Origin of the sequence: Virgibacillus sp. JSM 102003 (assembly GCF_041949995.1) — a bacterium.
Classification (GTDB): Bacteria; Bacillota; Bacilli; order Bacillales; family Amphibacillaceae; genus Lentibacillus.
Genome location: NZ_JBHFQH010000001.1, coordinates 75,227 through 92,727, shown reverse-complemented (window position 1 = coordinate 92,727; position 17,501 = coordinate 75,227). Strand labels below are relative to the sequence as shown.

Genomic DNA, 17,501 nt, shown 5'->3' with positions numbered 1-17,501 from the left:
TTGTGCAGCAAAAGTTAAATGACTTTATTAATGAGAATAAATCAATGATACAGGAAGAAATGAAAACCCATATGCACAATTTGAACATCCCGAGCCGCCTAAAGAAATCCATGATTTATTCTATAGAAGCTGGCGGAAAACGTCTTAGACCAATTTTATTACTGGCAGGTTTTAGGGCATATGGCAGTAATGTCAAAAAAGTATTATCCACAGCAGTTGCTCTCGAAATGATTCATACGTATTCACTAGTTCACGATGATTTACCGGCAATGGATGATGATGATCTTCGTCGTGGCCAGCCGACAAATCATAAAGTTTTTGATGATGCGACAGCAATATTGGCAGGAGACGCTTTATTAACATATAGTTTTGAACTAATAACTAATGATTCCTATTTAACAAACGATCAAAAAGTTTATATTGTCAAACTTCTTGCAGAAGCAAGCGGACCTAAAGGTATGGTTGCAGGTCAAATACTTGATATGGAAGCAGAAAAGAAAGAAATTGATCTACAGGAACTGGAAAAAATTCATACACTCAAAACAGGTGAATTACTCAGGTTTGCAATTAGATCAGGAGCATATATTGCGGAAGCAACTCACGAACAGGTTGAATACTTGGATGAATTTGCTTACTATTTAGGATTAATATTCCAAGTACAAGATGACATTCTGGATGTTACTGGCGATCCGGAAATAATCGGTAAACCTGTTGGCAGTGATGAAGCTAATCAAAAAAATACATACCCTAAATTACTGGGGTTAGATGGAGCTATCGAGAAAAAACAGCATTATGTAAAAATGGCGAAAAATGCATTGGAAAATGCGAATGCTGAGACATCTTATCTAATGTTACTTACAGATTATTTCAGCAATCGTGATTACTAAGCACATATTAGAATTATTTCTAATAATATGGTATAATAAGAATATAATAGGAATGGTGCAGTATTCTAGTCAGTCTTCCGTTTCTGAAGGCGGGCCTAAAAATCCGCCAAAGGGCACATCGATGAAGTTCCTTGTGTTGGCTTGAGGCGCCCAGCCTTGGGTCAGTGCTGGGAGTTAAGGTTTTCGGGCGATCCACAAAGGCATGTGGGCGTTGACCCGATTACCGCGGAGGCCCATATCTGTAGTGATAACTAAGCCTAGGGATCATTATGGAATGGGGTATGAACCTGTAGAATAGGGAAAGGGACACCTTATTTGCAGCGTAGCCTGCCTTGAGTGGTGGTGAGGGGATTAGAGTCGTAAATAACAAGCGAAGTGGCCACTAGCTTGAATATTTTTATCTCTATGAAATCAACACTGCAAAAGAGGCTAGGGAACGGTTACAGACTGCTGAGGAAATCTCCTAGACTGTTCCAAAGACATTTAAAAGGAAATATAGTGCGGACTAAGTGGTAATCCAGTCTAGCTTTAGGAAACTAAGCTAAGATGATATTAAAGGGGAACCGCCTGTTTGGTAACAATGGGTTATCGTCTGGGAAAACCTACTGGACCTAAGCCGCAATTTTAGCCTTTTAAGTGACCATTCCTTTTTACATAACTAAATCAGTTAGAGGTTGAAAATGAAATCACAAATAAGAAAATCAGTTAAATTTAGTTTAATTATTGCCGTTATCACATTTGTGTTAGCGGCTATTTTTTCAATAGTCTCTTCCTCAATTCTGAGTGAAGTAGCCTGGATTGTAGGACTAACCATCGTATTTATTATCGTATTAATTGGTGTCGTTTTTGACATGTTAGGTATAGCATCAACTGCCGCAAGTGAGGCTCCATTTCATGCAATGGCCGCAGAAAAGGTAACAGGTGCTAAAGAATCGGTGATCATTATTCGAAATGCAGATAAATTTGCCAGCTTTTGTAATGATGTGATTGGCGACATATCTGGTATTGTCAGTGGTACAGCTTCGGCTATTGTTGTACTGCAAATTGCAGCTATTTTCGATAAGGGTGAAGGATCAACAATACAAATTGTATTATCAGTTGTAATTACGAGCTTTGTTGCAGCATTTACAGTAGGTGGAAAAGCAATCGGTAAATACTTGGCAATAAATGCTTCTACAAACATAATTTCTTTTGCTGGAAAGGTTATTGCCTTTATAGAAAATAATTTTAAAATTCGTTTACTGCCAAAAGAAAAGAAATTGGATAAACAAATTTAATCTCTCACATCTTTTAAAACAAACAAATAATTTTGAAGAGGAAACTTTTTAAATGAGTAAAAAACGCTTAGATATTATTTTAGTAGACAGAGAATTAATTGAAACAAGAGAAAAAGCAAAACGAGTAATTATGGCTGGGCTTGTTTTTTCAGATCAGCATCGGTTAGATAAGCCAGGAATGAAGGTTGATGAAGACATCCCATTAACAGTTAAGGGCAAATTATTTCCATACGTGGGCCGCGGAGGGTTGAAGCTTGAAAAGGCTTTAACTTATTTTGCTATTTCACTCAAAGACAGAGTTATGATTGATGTGGGATCATCAACAGGCGGTTTTACCGATTGTGCATTACAAAATGGTGCACAACTTTGTTATGCGATAGATGTAGGGTATAATCAATTGGATTGGAAATTAAGAAATGATAATCGTGTGGTTGTAATGGAAAGGACCAACTTTCGTAATGTTACCCCGGACATGATAAGTTATGGATCGCCTGATTTTGCAACAATAGATGTGTCTTTTATTTCTTTAACCATCATTTTACCCGTTCTAAGCAAGTTATTAAAAAGTAATAGTGATATAGTTGCATTAATCAAGCCACAATTTGAAGCTGGAAGGGATCAAGTCGGAAAAAAAGGAATTGTTCGTGAAAAAAGCATACACCTGACTGTACTAAGGAAAATTGCTGACTTTGCTGAAAAAGAAGGTTACCAATTATTTAATCTTACTTATTCCCCTATTACAGGCGGGGAAGGCAATATAGAATTTCTAGCTCACTGGGGCTGGAAAAGTGATAAAGAAGGGATCACACCAACAGATGTTGAATTAGAAACAATAATAGACGATGCCCATCATGATTTAACAGAAAAAAAGAAAAATTCTTAGAAGTATATGGAGGCTTTCCATGAGTAAAATCCAACGTCATATTAAAATTCGCGAACTAATTACGGATAGTGAAATAGAAACGCAGGATGATCTTGTTGATCGCTTGAAATCACTAGGCTACAATGTCACCCAAGCAACGGTATCACGTGATATTAAAGAACTTCATCTTGTAAAAGTTCCATCAGCAAATGGTGACTACAAGTACAGTCTGCCAGCAGACCAACGATTTAATCCATTAGATAAATTGAAGCGCTTAATTACAGATGCTTTTGTTAAAATTGAGCATGCAAGCCATTTTATAGTTTTAAGAACGTTACCTGGAAATGCTCACGCTATTGGTGTTTTAATTGATAATTTGGAATGGGAAGAGATTATGGGAACCATTTGTGGCGATGATACATGTTTAATTATTTGCAGAACAGAACAGGATTCGGATTCCATAAAGAATCGCTTTATAAGTATGCTTTAGTAATGGAGGGACATATGTGTTAACAGAACTGTCTATACAGGATTTCGCTATTATTGATAAATTATCTGTTACATTTAATGACGGTTTAACTGTTTTAACAGGGGAAACAGGGGCAGGAAAATCAATTATTATTGATGCGGTACAATTACTTGCAGGTGGCCGAGGATCAGTTGAATATGTTCGCCATGGGACAAGTAAGGCAGAGATTGAAGGTTTGTTTACACTTGACTCAAAAGATCATAAAATCTACGCAACAGGCGATTATTATGGCATTGACATTCAAGATGAAATGGTTGTATTACATAGAACCATTACAGCAAGTGGAAAGAGTATTTGTCGTGTAAATGGAAAATTAGTAACACTGGCAATACTAAAAGAATTTGGCAAGAATTTAATTGATGTACATAGTCAACATGAAACGCAATCACTTATGAATTCTGAAAATCATATTGATTTACTTGACTTATTTGATGAAAAGAAAATTACTAAATCCAAAAATGAGTACACGAAGTTATATAACAAGCTCATGTTGTTAAAAAAACGTTATAAAGAGTTAAGCGAAAATGAACAGGAAATGACACACCGCCTTGATTTATTGCAATTCCAAATAAATGAACTAGAACAAGCTGAGTTAATTCCAAACGAAGATGTTGAGTTGAGTGAAGAACGAAATCAATTAGCAAACTTCGAACGAATTTACACAGGATTACAGGATGCATATAATGCTCTATATGGGGATCAAAAAGGAATTGAATGGTTAAATAAAGCAAATCAGGCACTTCAGGATAATAAGGATTACGATTCGTTTATTGCTGAAAAAGCTGAGGAAATGTCAAATCATTACTTCTTGGTTGAAGAATTAATGTATGACTTACGTAACTATACTGACACATTACAATATGATCCAGAACGACTCAACGAAATTGAATCAAGGTTAAATGAGATTAATCGTCTAAAGAAAAAGTATGGTACATCAGTAGACGAAATATTGGAATATATGGGGAAAATTGAAGAAGAAATCGAACAGATAACTAATAAAGATTCGCATTTATCCAAGTTAGCAGAACAAATTAATGAAGTAAGTCAAGATGCATACCTGGAAGCAAAGCAATTACATGATTTGAGGAAGAAAGCATCTCAATCATTAAAGAAAGACATTCAAAAAGAATTAAAGGGGCTTTATTTAGAGAAGGCTTCATTTTCCGTTGCATTTAATACAAAAGAAAGCCCAGAACAGGGAAATATTAAAGAGGATGTTAAGTTACATAAAAATGGTTTTGATTACATCCATTTTCTGATTTCAACTAATCCCGGTGAACCACTAAAAGAATTAAATAAAACTGCTTCTGGTGGTGAATTATCTAGGATTATGCTTGCTTTAAAAAAGATATTTGCACAGCATCAAGGTGTCACTAGTGTTATTTTTGATGAAGTTGACACAGGAGTAAGTGGTCGAGTTGCCCAAGCAATAGCTGAAAAAATATATCAAATATCAAATCAGTCACAGGTGTTATGCATCAGCCATTTACCACAAGTTGCAGCAATGTCAGATACACATAAGCTTATTAAAAAAATGGAAAAAAATAAAAGAACATCTACTGAGGTATTAGAATTATCGGAAAATGAAAAGACAGATGAGCTGGGCAGAATGATAACGGGAACAAAATTAACAGAAACTGCTAAAAAACATGCGAATGAATTACTTGAATTAGCGTCAACCTATAAAAATAAAATTTAATGGATAAACTAGATACAAAAGCCAGATGCTATACTATCTGGCTTATTTATTTTTTAATGTATAAATACAACTGAGGCTTTTGTTATTAGGACCTTGGCAATAAGCGAAGTTTTCTTATTATACATTTAATCCCCAATTTACTAAAAAGGAAATGATACACATCTTTTCTTATTTTTCACCAGTTTAAAACACATAAAGATAGGTCAAATTAGAAGTACAGAGATGAATATTTTATTGGTATGGGTTAGGAAACGAGGAGAGTGAATTGGGTGAAGCACACAAACAATATTAGATTATGGGTAGGTGTCCTGCTGCTAGTTGCAGTTTTGGCAATACCTTTTATAACACCAATTAAAGATTACCTTGCCATTCCTAATCAGGTTGTAACATTTGATAACCAATCTTCTTCTATAGATGTCCCAGTACTTGGTAACAATGTAGATGTCGGTTCCTCCGGTAATAGCAACCACACTGTTGATTCCTCCGAATTTTATGCAAAAGAACCAGGAAATAGTCAGCTTATTTACGAAGTCGCTGGATTCCCGATCAAAAAAGTGGATGTTTCGGTACTTGAAGATATTCGTATTGTACCTGGTGGCCAATCAATTGGTGTACAACTGCATACATTGGGAGTGCTCGTAGTTGGTCATCACCAAATTAAGGGTGAAAATGGGATGTTATCACCAGGGGAAGATGCAAATATCCAAGTCGGAGACGTTATCTTGAAAATAAATGGCAACGAGATTAAAAAAATGCAGGATGTAAAGCCATTTGTGGAAAAGGCAGGAAAACAAGATAAAAAACTTACACTAACGATTAAACGCGGAAAGGAAACGATTGAAACCATTTTAGATCCTGTTAAGGATAGTAAGGAAAAAGAATATCGTATTGGGCTATATATAAGGGACTCAGCAGCAGGAATCGGTACGATGACATTTTATGACCCTAAGTCCAAAAAGTATGGTGCACTTGGTCATGTGATTTCTGATATGGACACACAAAAGCCCATTGAAATTCATAATGGAACCATTGTACAATCAAATGTAACTTCCATTGAAAAAGGAAATAATGGAGCACCTGGCGAAAAACAGGCAAAATTCTCAATAAAAGACAATAAAATTGGAAGCATTACCAAGAACAGTCCGTATGGTATCTTTGGTGAATTAAAAAGTCCAATAAAGAATGGTAAATATGATAAACCAATGCCAATTGCGCTTTCACATCAGGTTAAAGAAGGACCAGCTAAAATCCTGACAGTCGTTGAAGGTGAAGAAGTTGAAGAATTTGAAGTTGAAGTCGTGAGTAGCGTGCCACAAAATTTCCCGGCAACTAAAGGAATGATAATCCAAATCACAGACCCGGAACTATTGAAGAAAACTGGTGGTATTGTTCAGGGAATGAGTGGTAGTCCAATTATCCAAGATGGAAAAATAATTGGTGCTGTGACGCACGTTTTTGTTAACGATCCAACGAGTGGTTACGGAGTACACCTAGAGTGGATGCTTCAGGAAGCAGGGATAGAAATAAAAGATGAAAAAGATAAAGCAAGCTAATAAAAGGCTTGTTATAGGGATTTAACCTATGACAAGTCTTTTTTTGTGGTATACTTTATATATATTTTTCGACAAAAGTATCATTATTATGTCAAATTTTATCGAATTATATCGATATGGAGAGATAATGAGCGAAAATTAAAGTTAATACAAAAAAAACCAAAGTTTTTTGATAAAAAAAAGGATATTTGAATGTTATGTCGAATATGTTACTTGGATGAAGTTCGAAATACATAAAAGGAGGAAGTTTTTAGTGGAAAAAATTTCAGTTTGTTTAGTTGATGATAACAGAGAGCTTGTGCAGTTAATGGAAGAGTATTTTGACGATCAGCAAGATATTGAAGTTATTGGGGTTGCGCACAATGGAAGAGAATGTCTGGAAATGCTGGAAGAAATGCAGCCGGACGTATTAGTATTGGATATTATTATGCCTCATGTAGATGGTTTGGGAGTGTTAAATACAATCCGCAGCACAGAAAGAAAAAAATATCCTAATGTAATTATGCTCACTGCTTTTGGACAGGAAGAGGTCATGAAAAAGGCGGTTGACTTAGGAGCATCATATTTTATTTTAAAACCGTTTGATTTGGATAATCTTTCTGACCAAATTCGCCAAGTACAAGGCAATATCACCTTACAATCCAGTCCTAAAAAAGGAAATAATAAGGAGCGAAAGAAAAAGGATCTGGAAGCAAGTATAACAAATATCATTCATGAGATTGGTGTTCCTGCACATATAAAAGGTTATATGTATTTGAGGGAAGCAATTACAATGGTTTATAATGATATTGAACTGTTAGGGTCCATTACAAAGGTTCTCTATCCAGATATTGCGAAAAAATTCAACACAACAGCTTCACGTGTAGAGCGAGCTATCCGTCATGCAATTGAAGTAGCTTGGAGTCGGGGGAATATTGATTCTATATCGGCCTTATTCGGTTATACCGTCAGTATTTCAAAAGCAAAACCTACGAATTCAGAATTTATCGCCATGGTAGCTGATCGATTACGATTAGAGCATAAAGCAAGTTAAAATATAAAAAACTGTATGTGAGTAAAAATCACATACAGTTTTTCTTGTTTTTTTAGTATCTTGGCTTATCGCTAAGTTTTAGGTCGAACTTAGCTGTAGGAAAATATTTATACTTATTTACTGCCAAAAAAAGCATTGTATAAGGACGGTATTGCGCGATCCAACCCTTCAGACTGAATCCCAAACATAATTGACACTTCAGATGAACCTTGGTTAATCATTTCAATATTAACATGTGCATCCGTAAGAGCGGTTGTTGCCTTTTGTGCTATACCTAAAGTACTTACAATACCCTCACCAACAATCATTATCATAGCGAGGTCACGATGAAACGTAATTCTGTCAGGATGTAATTCATCCTTGATTTTGTTTACTATTATTTCCTCTTTAGCAGCTGATAGTTGGCTATTTCGGATTATTACTGACATTTCATCAATTCCTGATGGAGCATGTTCGAAAGAGATATTTTCTCTCTCTAATATTTGCAGTAATTTTCGCCCAAATCCAACTTCACGGTTCATTAAATATTTACTTACATATAAGCTCGAAAATCCTTTTGAACTTGCAATTCCGACGACGCATTTACTGCTTCTGTTTTTTTCAGAGACAATCATTGTTCCTGGAGCGTCCGGGTTATTTGTATTCTTAATACATACCGGTATTTTTCGTTGAAATGCAGGAATTAGCGCTTCATCATGAAATACAGAAAAACCAGCATATGATAATTCACGCATTTCTTTGTATGTTAAAGTAGTAATTTCTTTAGGATTTGATACAATGCTCGGATTTACAGTGTAGACTGAATCGACATCTGTAAAGTTTTCATATAATTCCGCTCTAACACCAGCTGCAACAATTGACCCGGTAATATCTGATCCACCTCTGGAAAAGGTCATCAGTTTTCCTTCGGTTGTAAATCCGAAGAACCCGGGAATAACTGCTATTTCGTCATACTGGCGTAATTTGTAGAGTTCGGAAAAGCTTTCTGGTAATATCTGTGCATTTCCAGGTTCATTGCTAACGATGATTCCTGCATCTTGTGGATTCAAGTAACGTGCGTTTAATCCAATAATCTTTAAGTATTCACTTACCAATTTAGCACTGCTGTCTTCTCCAATGGATTTCAAGGCATCCATCTTCATTTGGTTTGATTCATTGTTATCAATAATTGCCTGGATATTATTTCTGATGTCATCCAGTATCGACGGGGAAATTTTAAGTTCCTCTACAATTTCTGAAAAACGATTCATAATAACAGTTAAATTGTCCATATAAGGCTTGTTTTGAAAAGCTATATTTCCTAATTGAATAAGAAGATCTGTCAATTTTGTATCGTCCTGATGTCTTTTACCCGGAGCAGATACAACTACAAATCTCCTTTGGGGATCACTTTTAATAATCGCTCCAATTTTCTCAATTTGGTTTCCATTCGCTACAGAACTTCCTCCGAATTTTGCTACTTTCATTTTTTCTACCACTCCAATAAAATTTTTATTTCTTTTTATAGTACAAATTATCTTCTTTTTTTCTTATTCTGTTGTCTTTTACGATCGCGATGGACAATAAATCCCCCGATAAAGGCGATTCCGCCTGCAAATAATATAAAACCAACTGCAAACTGAATTCCAATATTAATAAATATTGGGTAAACATCATCAAACAATGTGTCGCGGATAAGCTTTATTCCAAATGCAGAAACGAGCCCTGGGACAAGCAATAATAAAACTGCAATAATACGAATCATGTTTCTTCCCCTTTATTAGTAAATCATCATTTTTTTAGTATAGCAAATATTATAAGAAATAGGAATAAATCAAAATTTGCTTAAAACTGCACAATAAAGTATTATTAAAGTTGCAAAATATTGCAAGGTGGGGTACATATGAAACGAGTTCTTATTGTTGGTGCTGGTAAAGGCGGCAGTACTTTATTAGAAATCCTGCATAATACAGACAGTATGAAAATTGTCGGTGTGGTGGACAGAAACAGCACAGCACCAGGTTTAAAGAAAGCGCAAGAGTATGGTATTCCTTCCGATTATACTTGGGAAAAATGGATTAATAAAGATATCGATATCATTATAGAGGCAACAGGTGATGAAAAGGTTCTGGAAAATCTGCTGGAGAAGAGAAATCGTAAAACTGTTGTTATACCTGGTACCGTCGCATACATAATATCCGAGTTATTCGAGGAGAAGGAATCATTACTGGATAGATTAAGGATTCAAACCAATAATCAGGAGTTAATTCTCAATAACATTCGTGACGGAATGATAGTTATAAATAACCAGGAAATTGTTCAGTTCGTTAACAAAGGTGCTGAACGTATCGTCGGTGTCTCGAAGGAAAAATTTAAAGGTCAGGATATAACAAGTATTATTGCTGATACAAGATTACCTCATGTTCTACGCAGCAGAAGAAGAGAAGTGAATCAAAAGCTTGTATTAGAAAATGACAAAAAAGTTATTACCACAAGAATTCCAATTATAAATGCTGATGATCGACTAGTTGGTGCTTTTGCTGTTTTCAAGGATATTACTGAGGTAGTGAATTTAGCAGAAGAAAATACCGATCTTAAAGAAATAAAAACAATGCTGGAAGCTATAATAAACTCGTCTGATGAAGCCATAACAGTTGTAGATGAAAATGGAACTGGTATTATGATCAACCCTGCATACACAAGGATTACAGGTTTAAAAGAAGCTGACATTGTGGGTAAACCAGCAACCGCCGATATTTCTGAAGGAGAAAGTATGCATATGAAGGTTCTCAAGACACGACGTGGTGTACGGGGAGTTCGTATGAAAGTAGGACCAGCTAAAAAAGATGTTTTAGTAAATGTTGCACCGGTTATTGTTGATGGCAAATTAAAAGGAAGTGTTGGGGTTCTGCATGACGTTTCAGAAATCCAGTCGCTGACAAGTGAACTAAAACGTGCACGACAGATTATTCGTAACCTGGAAGCCAAATACACGTTTGATGACATTATAGGTCCATCATCTGAAATGAAAATAGCGCTTGAGCAAGCTAAAGTAGGAGCAAAGACACCTGCTACAGTCCTGCTTCGCGGCGAATCCGGTACAGGAAAAGAATTATTTGCACATGCAATTCATAATGAGAGTGATCGAAAGCATAATAAATTTATTCGAGTTAACTGTGCAGCTATTGCCGAAACTATACTGGAAAGCGAACTATTCGGATACGAGGAAGGTGCATTTTCAGGCGCCAAACAAGGTGGTAAAAAAGGTCTGTTTGAAGAAGCTAATTTTGGTAGTGTTTTTCTTGACGAAATTGGTGAGCTATCTCTCCATATGCAGGCGAAATTACTTCGGGTATTGCAGGAGCAGGAAATTGTCCGTGTAGGAGGAACAGACCCCATTACAATTGATGTTCGTATTATTACTGCAACTAACGTTAACCTGGAAAAAGCGATTATGAATAAAACATTTCGAGAAGATCTGTATTATCGTTTGAATCGGTTACCAATATACATTCCATCATTGAAAGAGCGAATAAATGACTTACCAAGTTTACTCGAACATCTTATTCATAAAATTAACCAGGATTACGGCAGAAATGTCAAAACAATTACCCACGATGCAAGTGAATACTTAAAAAGTTATCATTGGCCTGGAAATGTACGTGAACTGGAGAACATGATTGGACGAGCAATGATTTATATGGATATGAACGAAGAGGCAATAAAGAAAGAACACATCCCCGACCTACTTACATCTCCTGACTCTTCTAAAGAAGTCAAAGTAAAAGATGGTGGAACGGGACATAGAACATTGCAGGATGCTGTTGACCATTATGAAAAAGATTTTATCCGAAATGTATATAAAGAAAATAATTATAACAAAACAAAAACCGCAAAAGAATTAAATGTTTCAATACGTAACCTGTATTATAAACTTGAAAAGTATAAAATTGAAAAAGATGACATGCAAAATTTTTCATAAACGCAATGAATTGCACGGTTAATCATACTTGGATAAAGCGCTTTCAATGATTATGGTGTTGGCACGGATTTTGCATATATATTTCAGGGGGAGGTTGGAAGGACCTGATGAAAACTTTTACAGAGCTTAAGCAACAGGCTCAACGTCAAAACGATCAAGTAGTCTCAATAGCAAACGCAGCAGATGAAGAGGTATTGCTTGCAGTAAAAAAGGCTGTTGATCAATCATTATGCTCTTTTCTATTAGTGGGCAGTAAAACAGAGATTGAAAAAATAGCTAGTATCGTCGAATTGGATTTAACAAAAGAACAATTAAGCATAATCCATGTTGACAACAATCCTTCAGATGCTGCTGTTAAAGCAGTTCATGATAAAAAAGCCGATATCCTGATGAAGGGGAACGTTTCCACAAAGGATTTGCTGAAAGCAGTTTTGAATAAAGATAGCGGTTTACGTACTGGTGGCGTTTTATCCCATGTCGCATTGTTTGAAATTCCAAATCAGGATCGACTTATTTTCTTAACTGATGCCGCAATGAACTTAACACCCACATTGCAGGAAAAAGAACAAATTATAAATAATGCGGTTCAGGTTGCCGGGGGAGTTAATATATCTAACCCGAATGTCGCCGTTCTCGCTGCAGTCGAGGTTGTGAATCCTGCAATGAAGGCGACGGTTGATGCAGCTTTGTTAACTCAGATGCAAAAACGTAATCAGATTAAGGGTTGTATAATTGATGGGCCATTAGCATTTGATAATGCTGTATCCAGTAAAGCTGCCAGTCACAAAGATATCCATTCTGAAGTAGCAGGAAATGCGGACATTCTAATGGTACCTACAATTGAAGTAGGTAATGCACTGTATAAATCATTCATGTATTTTGCCGATGCAAAAGTTGCTGCTGTCATTAGCGGGGCAAGAGCACCAATCGTATTAACATCTCGTACTGACACAAGCGACAGTAAATTAAATTCTTTATCTTTAGCACTAGTATCTTCAAAATCATTCTAGGAGGAACATTCTAATGGAAATTTTTAAGTATATGGAAAGTTATGATTATGAACAACTTGTTTTTTGTCAGGATAAAAATTCTGGGTTAAAAGCAATTATCGCGATTCACGACACTACACTTGGACCTGCTCTTGGCGGAACAAGAATGTGGACATACGATTCTGAAGCTGACGCTATCGAGGACGCACTACGTTTAGCAAAAGGCATGACATACAAAAACGCAGCGGCTGGTCTTAATCTTGGTGGAGGAAAGACAGTAATTATTGGTGATCCCAAAAAAGATAAAAATCCAGAGTTATTCCGAGCCTTTGGAAGGTATATTCAAAGTCTTAATGGACGTTACATTACTGCTGAAGATGTGGGGACTACGGTCCACGATATGGATTTAATTCATATGGAAACAGACTTTGTTACGGGGATCTCCCCAGAGTTCGGTTCATCCGGTAATCCTTCACCTGTTACAGCTTACGGAGTTTATAAAGGAATAAAGGCGGCTGCGATGGAAGCGTATGGCAACGATTCTCTTGAGGGTAAAACAGTGGCAGTTCAAGGTGTCGGTAATGTAGCTTACACAATGTGTGAATACCTGCATAAAGAGGGAGCAAAATTAATTGTTACGGATATAAATAAAGAAGCAGTGCAGCGTGCTGTAGATGCATTTGGCGCTAAAGCTGTCGGGCCAGATGATATCTATGCTGTAGATTGTGACATTTATGCTCCATGCGCATTGGGAGCAACAATAAATGATGATACAATACCGCAATTAAAAGCTAAAGTCATTGCTGGATCTGCCAACAACCAGCTTAAATCAACAGAGCATGGTGATATCATCCACGAAAAAGGGATTGTTTATGCACCAGACTATGTTATTAACTCTGGCGGCGTAATTAATGTTGCGGATGAACTTAATGGCTACAATCAGCATAGAGCAATGAAAAAAGTTGAAACGATATATGACAGTTTAACTCGTGTATTTGAAATCTCCAAGCGTGATAACGTGCCAACTTATGTTGCAGCGGACCGCATGGCTGAGGAACGAATTAAATCAGTAAGTACATCACGAAGTCAATTTCTATTAAATGGTCATCATACTCTAAGCAGACGGTAGATATCGTCTTAGGTTACGGAGGTAAGTCGAATTGTTAAATCAACTCTTTAGAATACTAGTCATCAACCCGGGATCAACATCAACCAAAATTGGTGTATTTGATAATGAAAATTGCATTTTTGAAAAGACAATTCGTCACGATGCTGATAATATAGCGCAATTCAGTCGTGTGATAGATCAATATGATTTTCGCAAGAGAGTAATACTCGAACAATTAGATTATGAAGGGATAAACATTTCGAAGTTGAATGCTGTTTGCGGCCGAGGGGGTCTTTTGCGTCCAATTGAAGGCGGAACTTATGGGGTTAACGAGGCAATGCTGGAAGATTTAAAAATGGGCTTTAACGGCGAACATGCATCAAATCTAGGTGGAATTATTGCTTACGAAATTGCTGCAGGATTGAATATTCCTTCATTTATCGTAGATCCAGTTGTAGTTGATGAATTTAGTGAAATTGCACGAATATCCGGAGTTCCTGAAATTCCCAGAAAGAGTATTTTTCATGCATTAAACCAAAAAGCTGTAGCAAGAAGAGCAGCAAAGGACATCGGGAAACCTTACACAGACATTAATCTTATTATAACGCATATGGGTGGTGGTATAACAATAGGTGCCCACCAAAATGGTAAGGTGATTGATGTTAATAATGGGCTTCATGGAGACGGACCTTTTTCTCCTGAGCGTGCAGGCACCGTACCAGCAGGTGATTTAGTTTCCTTATGTTTCTCAGGACAATATTACCGTGATGAAGTAATGAAAAAATTAGTAGGCCGTGGTGGACTGATGGCATACTTACAAACAAATGATGCTGTTGAAGTGGAAAATCGCATTGAAGCTGGTGATGAATATGCGGCTTCCATTTATGATGCAATGGCATATCAAATTGCTAAAGAGATTGGTTCTATGAGTACTGTTCTGCAGGGGAATGTGGATGCGATTGTGTTAACTGGCGGATTGGCTTATGGGAAACATTTTGTGGATATGATTTCAGAACGGGTAAAATGGATTGCTGATACAACTACTTATCCAGGCGAAAATGAATTGCAAGCACTTAACGAAGGAACATTACGGGTACTTAGACAAGAAGAGTCAGCCAAAACTTATCCAGTTAATTAAGAGATAAAGGAGTGTAAGGAATGGCAAAAGATTATGATCTCGTCATCCTCGGGGGAGGAACAGGCGGATATGTAGCAGCAATACGAGCCTCACAACTTGGAATGCAGGTTGCTGTTGTGGAAAAAGGAGATCTTGGTGGTACATGTTTACATCGTGGATGTATTCCATCTAAAGCGTTGTTACGTAGTGCCGAAGTTTATAAACAGACAAAAGAAGCAAGCGAGTATGGAGTCGACACAAAAGATACAACACTAAATTTTGTGAAAGTACAAAAACGAAAAGATAGTATAGTGAAAAATTTGCATCAAGGTGTACAAGGACTTATGAAAAAAGGGAAAATTGATGTATATGAAGGATTTGGACGTATTTTGGGTCCTAGTATTTTCTCTCCAATGCCTGGTACCATCTCAATTGAGTATGAGAACGGTAACGAGAATACGATGATAGTACCCAAGAATGTATTAGTTGCAACGGGGTCTAAGCCGAATTCACTTCCAGGATTAGATGTTGATGGCGAGTTGGTAATGACTTCTGACGAGGCTTTACATATGGAACATTTACCAGCATCTATCATTATAGTCGGTGGTGGTGTAATTGGTATAGAATGGGCCTCCATGTTGGCGGATTTTGGTGTCGAGGTCACTGTAGTTGAATTTTTCGATCAAATTTTACCAACTGAAGATGAGGCAATTGCAAAAGAAGTTGAAAAGCTTTTGAAAAATAAAGGGATCACATTCGTTAAAAGCGCAAAAGTATTACCAGAAACTCTTCAAAAAGAAAACGGCGTAACAGTAGATGCTGAAATTAATGGGCAAAATGAAACGTTTAAAGCTGATAAAATGCTCGTTTCTGTTGGTCGAAAAGCTAACACAACGAATATTGGCCTGGAGAATACGGATATTGTTGTTGAAAAGGGAGTAATTCAAACAAATAAATATTATCAAACAAAAGAATCACATATTTATGCTATTGGCGATGTGATAGGTGGTATGCAATTAGCGCATGTTGCATCACATGAAGGAATTGTTGCTGTTGAACATATGGCAAATAAGAACCCTTTGCCAATGGACTATGAAAACGTCCCTACATGTATTTATTCGAATCCGGAAGTGGCAAGTGTTGGGTTAACCGAAAAACAAGCAAAAGAAAAAGGACTGGAAGTAAAAGTTGGTAAATTTCCTTTTAAAGCAATTGGAAAGGCATTGGTCCATGGTGAGTCAGATGGATTTGTAAAAGTAATTACTGATAAAAGTAATGAAGACTTAATAGGTGTCCACATGATTGGGCCACATGTAACCGACATGATTTCAGAAGCAGGATTGGCAAAAGTACTTGATGCGGCGTCATGGGAAGTTGCCGATACGATACATCCACATCCGACACTATCTGAAGTAATGGGGGAAGCAGCTCTAGCAGTTGATGGAAAACAAATTCACGGATAATACAAAAAGGAGGGATTTATTATGGCTAAAAATCGCCATGAATCATTGGGTTTAACTAATGACCAAGTTATTGATATGTATAAAACAATGCTACTGGCTCGAAAAATTGATGAGCGTATGTGGCTATTAAATCGTGCTGGGAAAATTCCTTTTGTAATTTCCTGCCAAGGTCAGGAAGCTGCACAAGTAGGCGCTTCTTTTGCACTAAACCGGCATGAAGATTATGTAGCACCATACTACCGTGACATGGGAGTAGTGCTCGCATTTGGAATGACTGCGAAGGAACTAATGCTATCTGGCTTTGCAAAAGCGGAAGATCCAAATTCCGGCGGACGTCAAATGCCAGGGCATTTTGGACAAAAGAAAAACAGAATCCTCTCAGGATCATCACCTGTAACGACCCAACTGCCACATGCGGTAGGGGTAGCGCTCGCTGCAAAAATGGAAAAGAAAGATATCGCATCACTAGTTACTTTAGGTGAAGGTTCATCAAACCAAGGAGACTTTCATGAAGGGTTAAATTTTGCTGGTGTTCATAAATTACCAGTTATTACGATGGTAGAAAATAATAAATATGCCATTTCGGTTCCTATTGAAAGACAAATAGCGAGTGAAAAGGTTTCCGACCGAGCTCAAGGGTATGGAATGCCTGGGTTTACAGTGGATGGTAATGATCCTTTAGCTGTGTACGAAGCTGTCCATGAAGCAAGACAACGTGCCACCAAAGGCGAAGGACCAACATTAATAGAAGCAGTATCTTACCGATTAACTGCACACTCAAGTGATGATGATGATAGTCAGTACCGCGAGAGTGAAGAAGTAGAAGAAGCCAAGAAAAAAGACTCAATTATCACATTTGCTGCTTACTTAAAAGAGGCAGGTATACTTACAGAAGAACTGGAAAAAGAAATAAATGAGGAACTCGTTAAAATAGTAAATGAAGCGACAGACTATGCGGAAGATGCAGCTTATGCAGAAGCTGAATCAGCATTAAACTATGTATATGAAGAGTAGGGAGGGAAG

Annotated in this window: 15 protein-coding genes; 13 read left to right on the top strand and 2 right to left on the bottom strand. The window is 36.9% G+C overall.

Annotated elements, in window-relative coordinates; all coding sequences use genetic code 11:
* Positions 1–2: 2 nt before the first annotated feature.
* The 7 genes from ACE1TG_RS00460 (at position 3) to spo0A (ending at position 7,840) form a co-directional block, all read left to right on the top strand.
* Positions 3–887, top strand: a complete 885-nt coding sequence (locus tag ACE1TG_RS00460) for a polyprenyl synthetase family protein (protein WP_375050396.1) — start codon at positions 3–5, stop codon at positions 885–887.
* Between the two features lie 680 nt (positions 888–1,567).
* Positions 1,568–2,164: a hypothetical protein gene (locus ACE1TG_RS00455; protein WP_375050395.1), complete on the top strand. Its 597-nt coding sequence runs from the start codon at positions 1,568–1,570 to the stop codon at positions 2,162–2,164.
* A 52-nt stretch (positions 2,165–2,216) separates the two neighbouring features.
* Positions 2,217–3,047 (top strand): TlyA family RNA methyltransferase, encoded by an 831-nt coding sequence (locus ACE1TG_RS00450; protein ID WP_375050394.1) that lies wholly within the window; start codon positions 2,217–2,219, stop codon positions 3,045–3,047.
* Positions 3,048–3,066: 19 nt separating this feature from the next.
* A complete protein-coding gene (gene ahrC, locus ACE1TG_RS00445; protein WP_375050393.1) occupies positions 3,067–3,516 on the top strand; it encodes a transcriptional regulator AhrC/ArgR in 450 nt (149 codons plus the stop codon).
* A 16-nt stretch (positions 3,517–3,532) separates the two neighbouring features.
* Complete coding sequence (gene recN / locus ACE1TG_RS00440; protein WP_375050392.1) at positions 3,533–5,254, top strand: DNA repair protein RecN; 1,722 nt, start codon at positions 3,533–3,535, stop codon at positions 5,252–5,254.
* 269 nt (positions 5,255–5,523) lie between these two features.
* Complete coding sequence (spoIVB, locus tag ACE1TG_RS00435; protein WP_375050391.1) at positions 5,524–6,807, top strand: SpoIVB peptidase; 1,284 nt, start codon at positions 5,524–5,526, stop codon at positions 6,805–6,807.
* 253 nt (positions 6,808–7,060) lie between these two features.
* The gene (spo0A, locus tag ACE1TG_RS00430; protein ID WP_375050390.1) at positions 7,061–7,840 is read left to right on the top strand and encodes a sporulation transcription factor Spo0A; all 780 of its coding nucleotides are present in this window, start codon (positions 7,061–7,063) and stop codon (positions 7,838–7,840) included.
* 113 nt (positions 7,841–7,953) lie between these two features.
* On the opposite strand, the gene ACE1TG_RS00425 is transcribed toward spo0A, so the two are convergent.
* Complete coding sequence (locus ACE1TG_RS00425) at positions 7,954–9,306, bottom strand: aspartate kinase (RefSeq protein WP_375050389.1); 1,353 nt, start codon at positions 9,304–9,306, stop codon at positions 7,954–7,956.
* A gap of 47 nt (positions 9,307–9,353) precedes the next feature.
* The gene (locus ACE1TG_RS00420; RefSeq protein WP_375050388.1) at positions 9,354–9,584 is read right to left on the bottom strand and encodes a DUF2627 family protein; all 231 of its coding nucleotides are present in this window, start codon (positions 9,582–9,584) and stop codon (positions 9,354–9,356) included.
* Between the two features lie 138 nt (positions 9,585–9,722).
* On the opposite strand from ACE1TG_RS00420, the gene ACE1TG_RS00415 reads away from it, so the two are divergent.
* The 6 genes from ACE1TG_RS00415 to ACE1TG_RS00390 all read left to right on the top strand — a co-directional run bounded on the left by ACE1TG_RS00415 (position 9,723) and on the right by ACE1TG_RS00390 (position 17,492).
* Positions 9,723–11,801: a sigma 54-interacting transcriptional regulator gene (locus ACE1TG_RS00415; RefSeq protein WP_375050387.1), complete on the top strand. Its 2,079-nt coding sequence runs from the start codon at positions 9,723–9,725 to the stop codon at positions 11,799–11,801.
* Positions 11,802–11,908: 107 nt separating this feature from the next.
* Entirely contained in the window at positions 11,909–12,811 is a 903-nt protein-coding gene (gene yqiS / locus ACE1TG_RS00410) for a phosphate butyryltransferase (RefSeq protein ID WP_375050386.1), read from the top strand.
* 13 nt (positions 12,812–12,824) lie between these two features.
* The gene (gene bcd / locus ACE1TG_RS00405; protein WP_375050385.1) at positions 12,825–13,919 is read left to right on the top strand and encodes a branched-chain amino acid dehydrogenase; all 1,095 of its coding nucleotides are present in this window, start codon (positions 12,825–12,827) and stop codon (positions 13,917–13,919) included.
* 31 nt (positions 13,920–13,950) lie between these two features.
* Entirely contained in the window at positions 13,951–15,036 is a 1,086-nt protein-coding gene (gene buk, locus ACE1TG_RS00400) for a butyrate kinase (RefSeq protein ID WP_375050384.1), read from the top strand.
* Positions 15,037–15,056: 20 nt separating this feature from the next.
* Entirely contained in the window at positions 15,057–16,478 is a 1,422-nt protein-coding gene (gene lpdA, locus ACE1TG_RS00395) for a dihydrolipoyl dehydrogenase (protein WP_375050383.1), read from the top strand.
* Between the two features lie 21 nt (positions 16,479–16,499).
* Positions 16,500–17,492: a thiamine pyrophosphate-dependent dehydrogenase E1 component subunit alpha gene (locus ACE1TG_RS00390; RefSeq protein WP_375050382.1), complete on the top strand. Its 993-nt coding sequence runs from the start codon at positions 16,500–16,502 to the stop codon at positions 17,490–17,492.
* Positions 17,493–17,501: the final 9 nt, after the last annotated feature.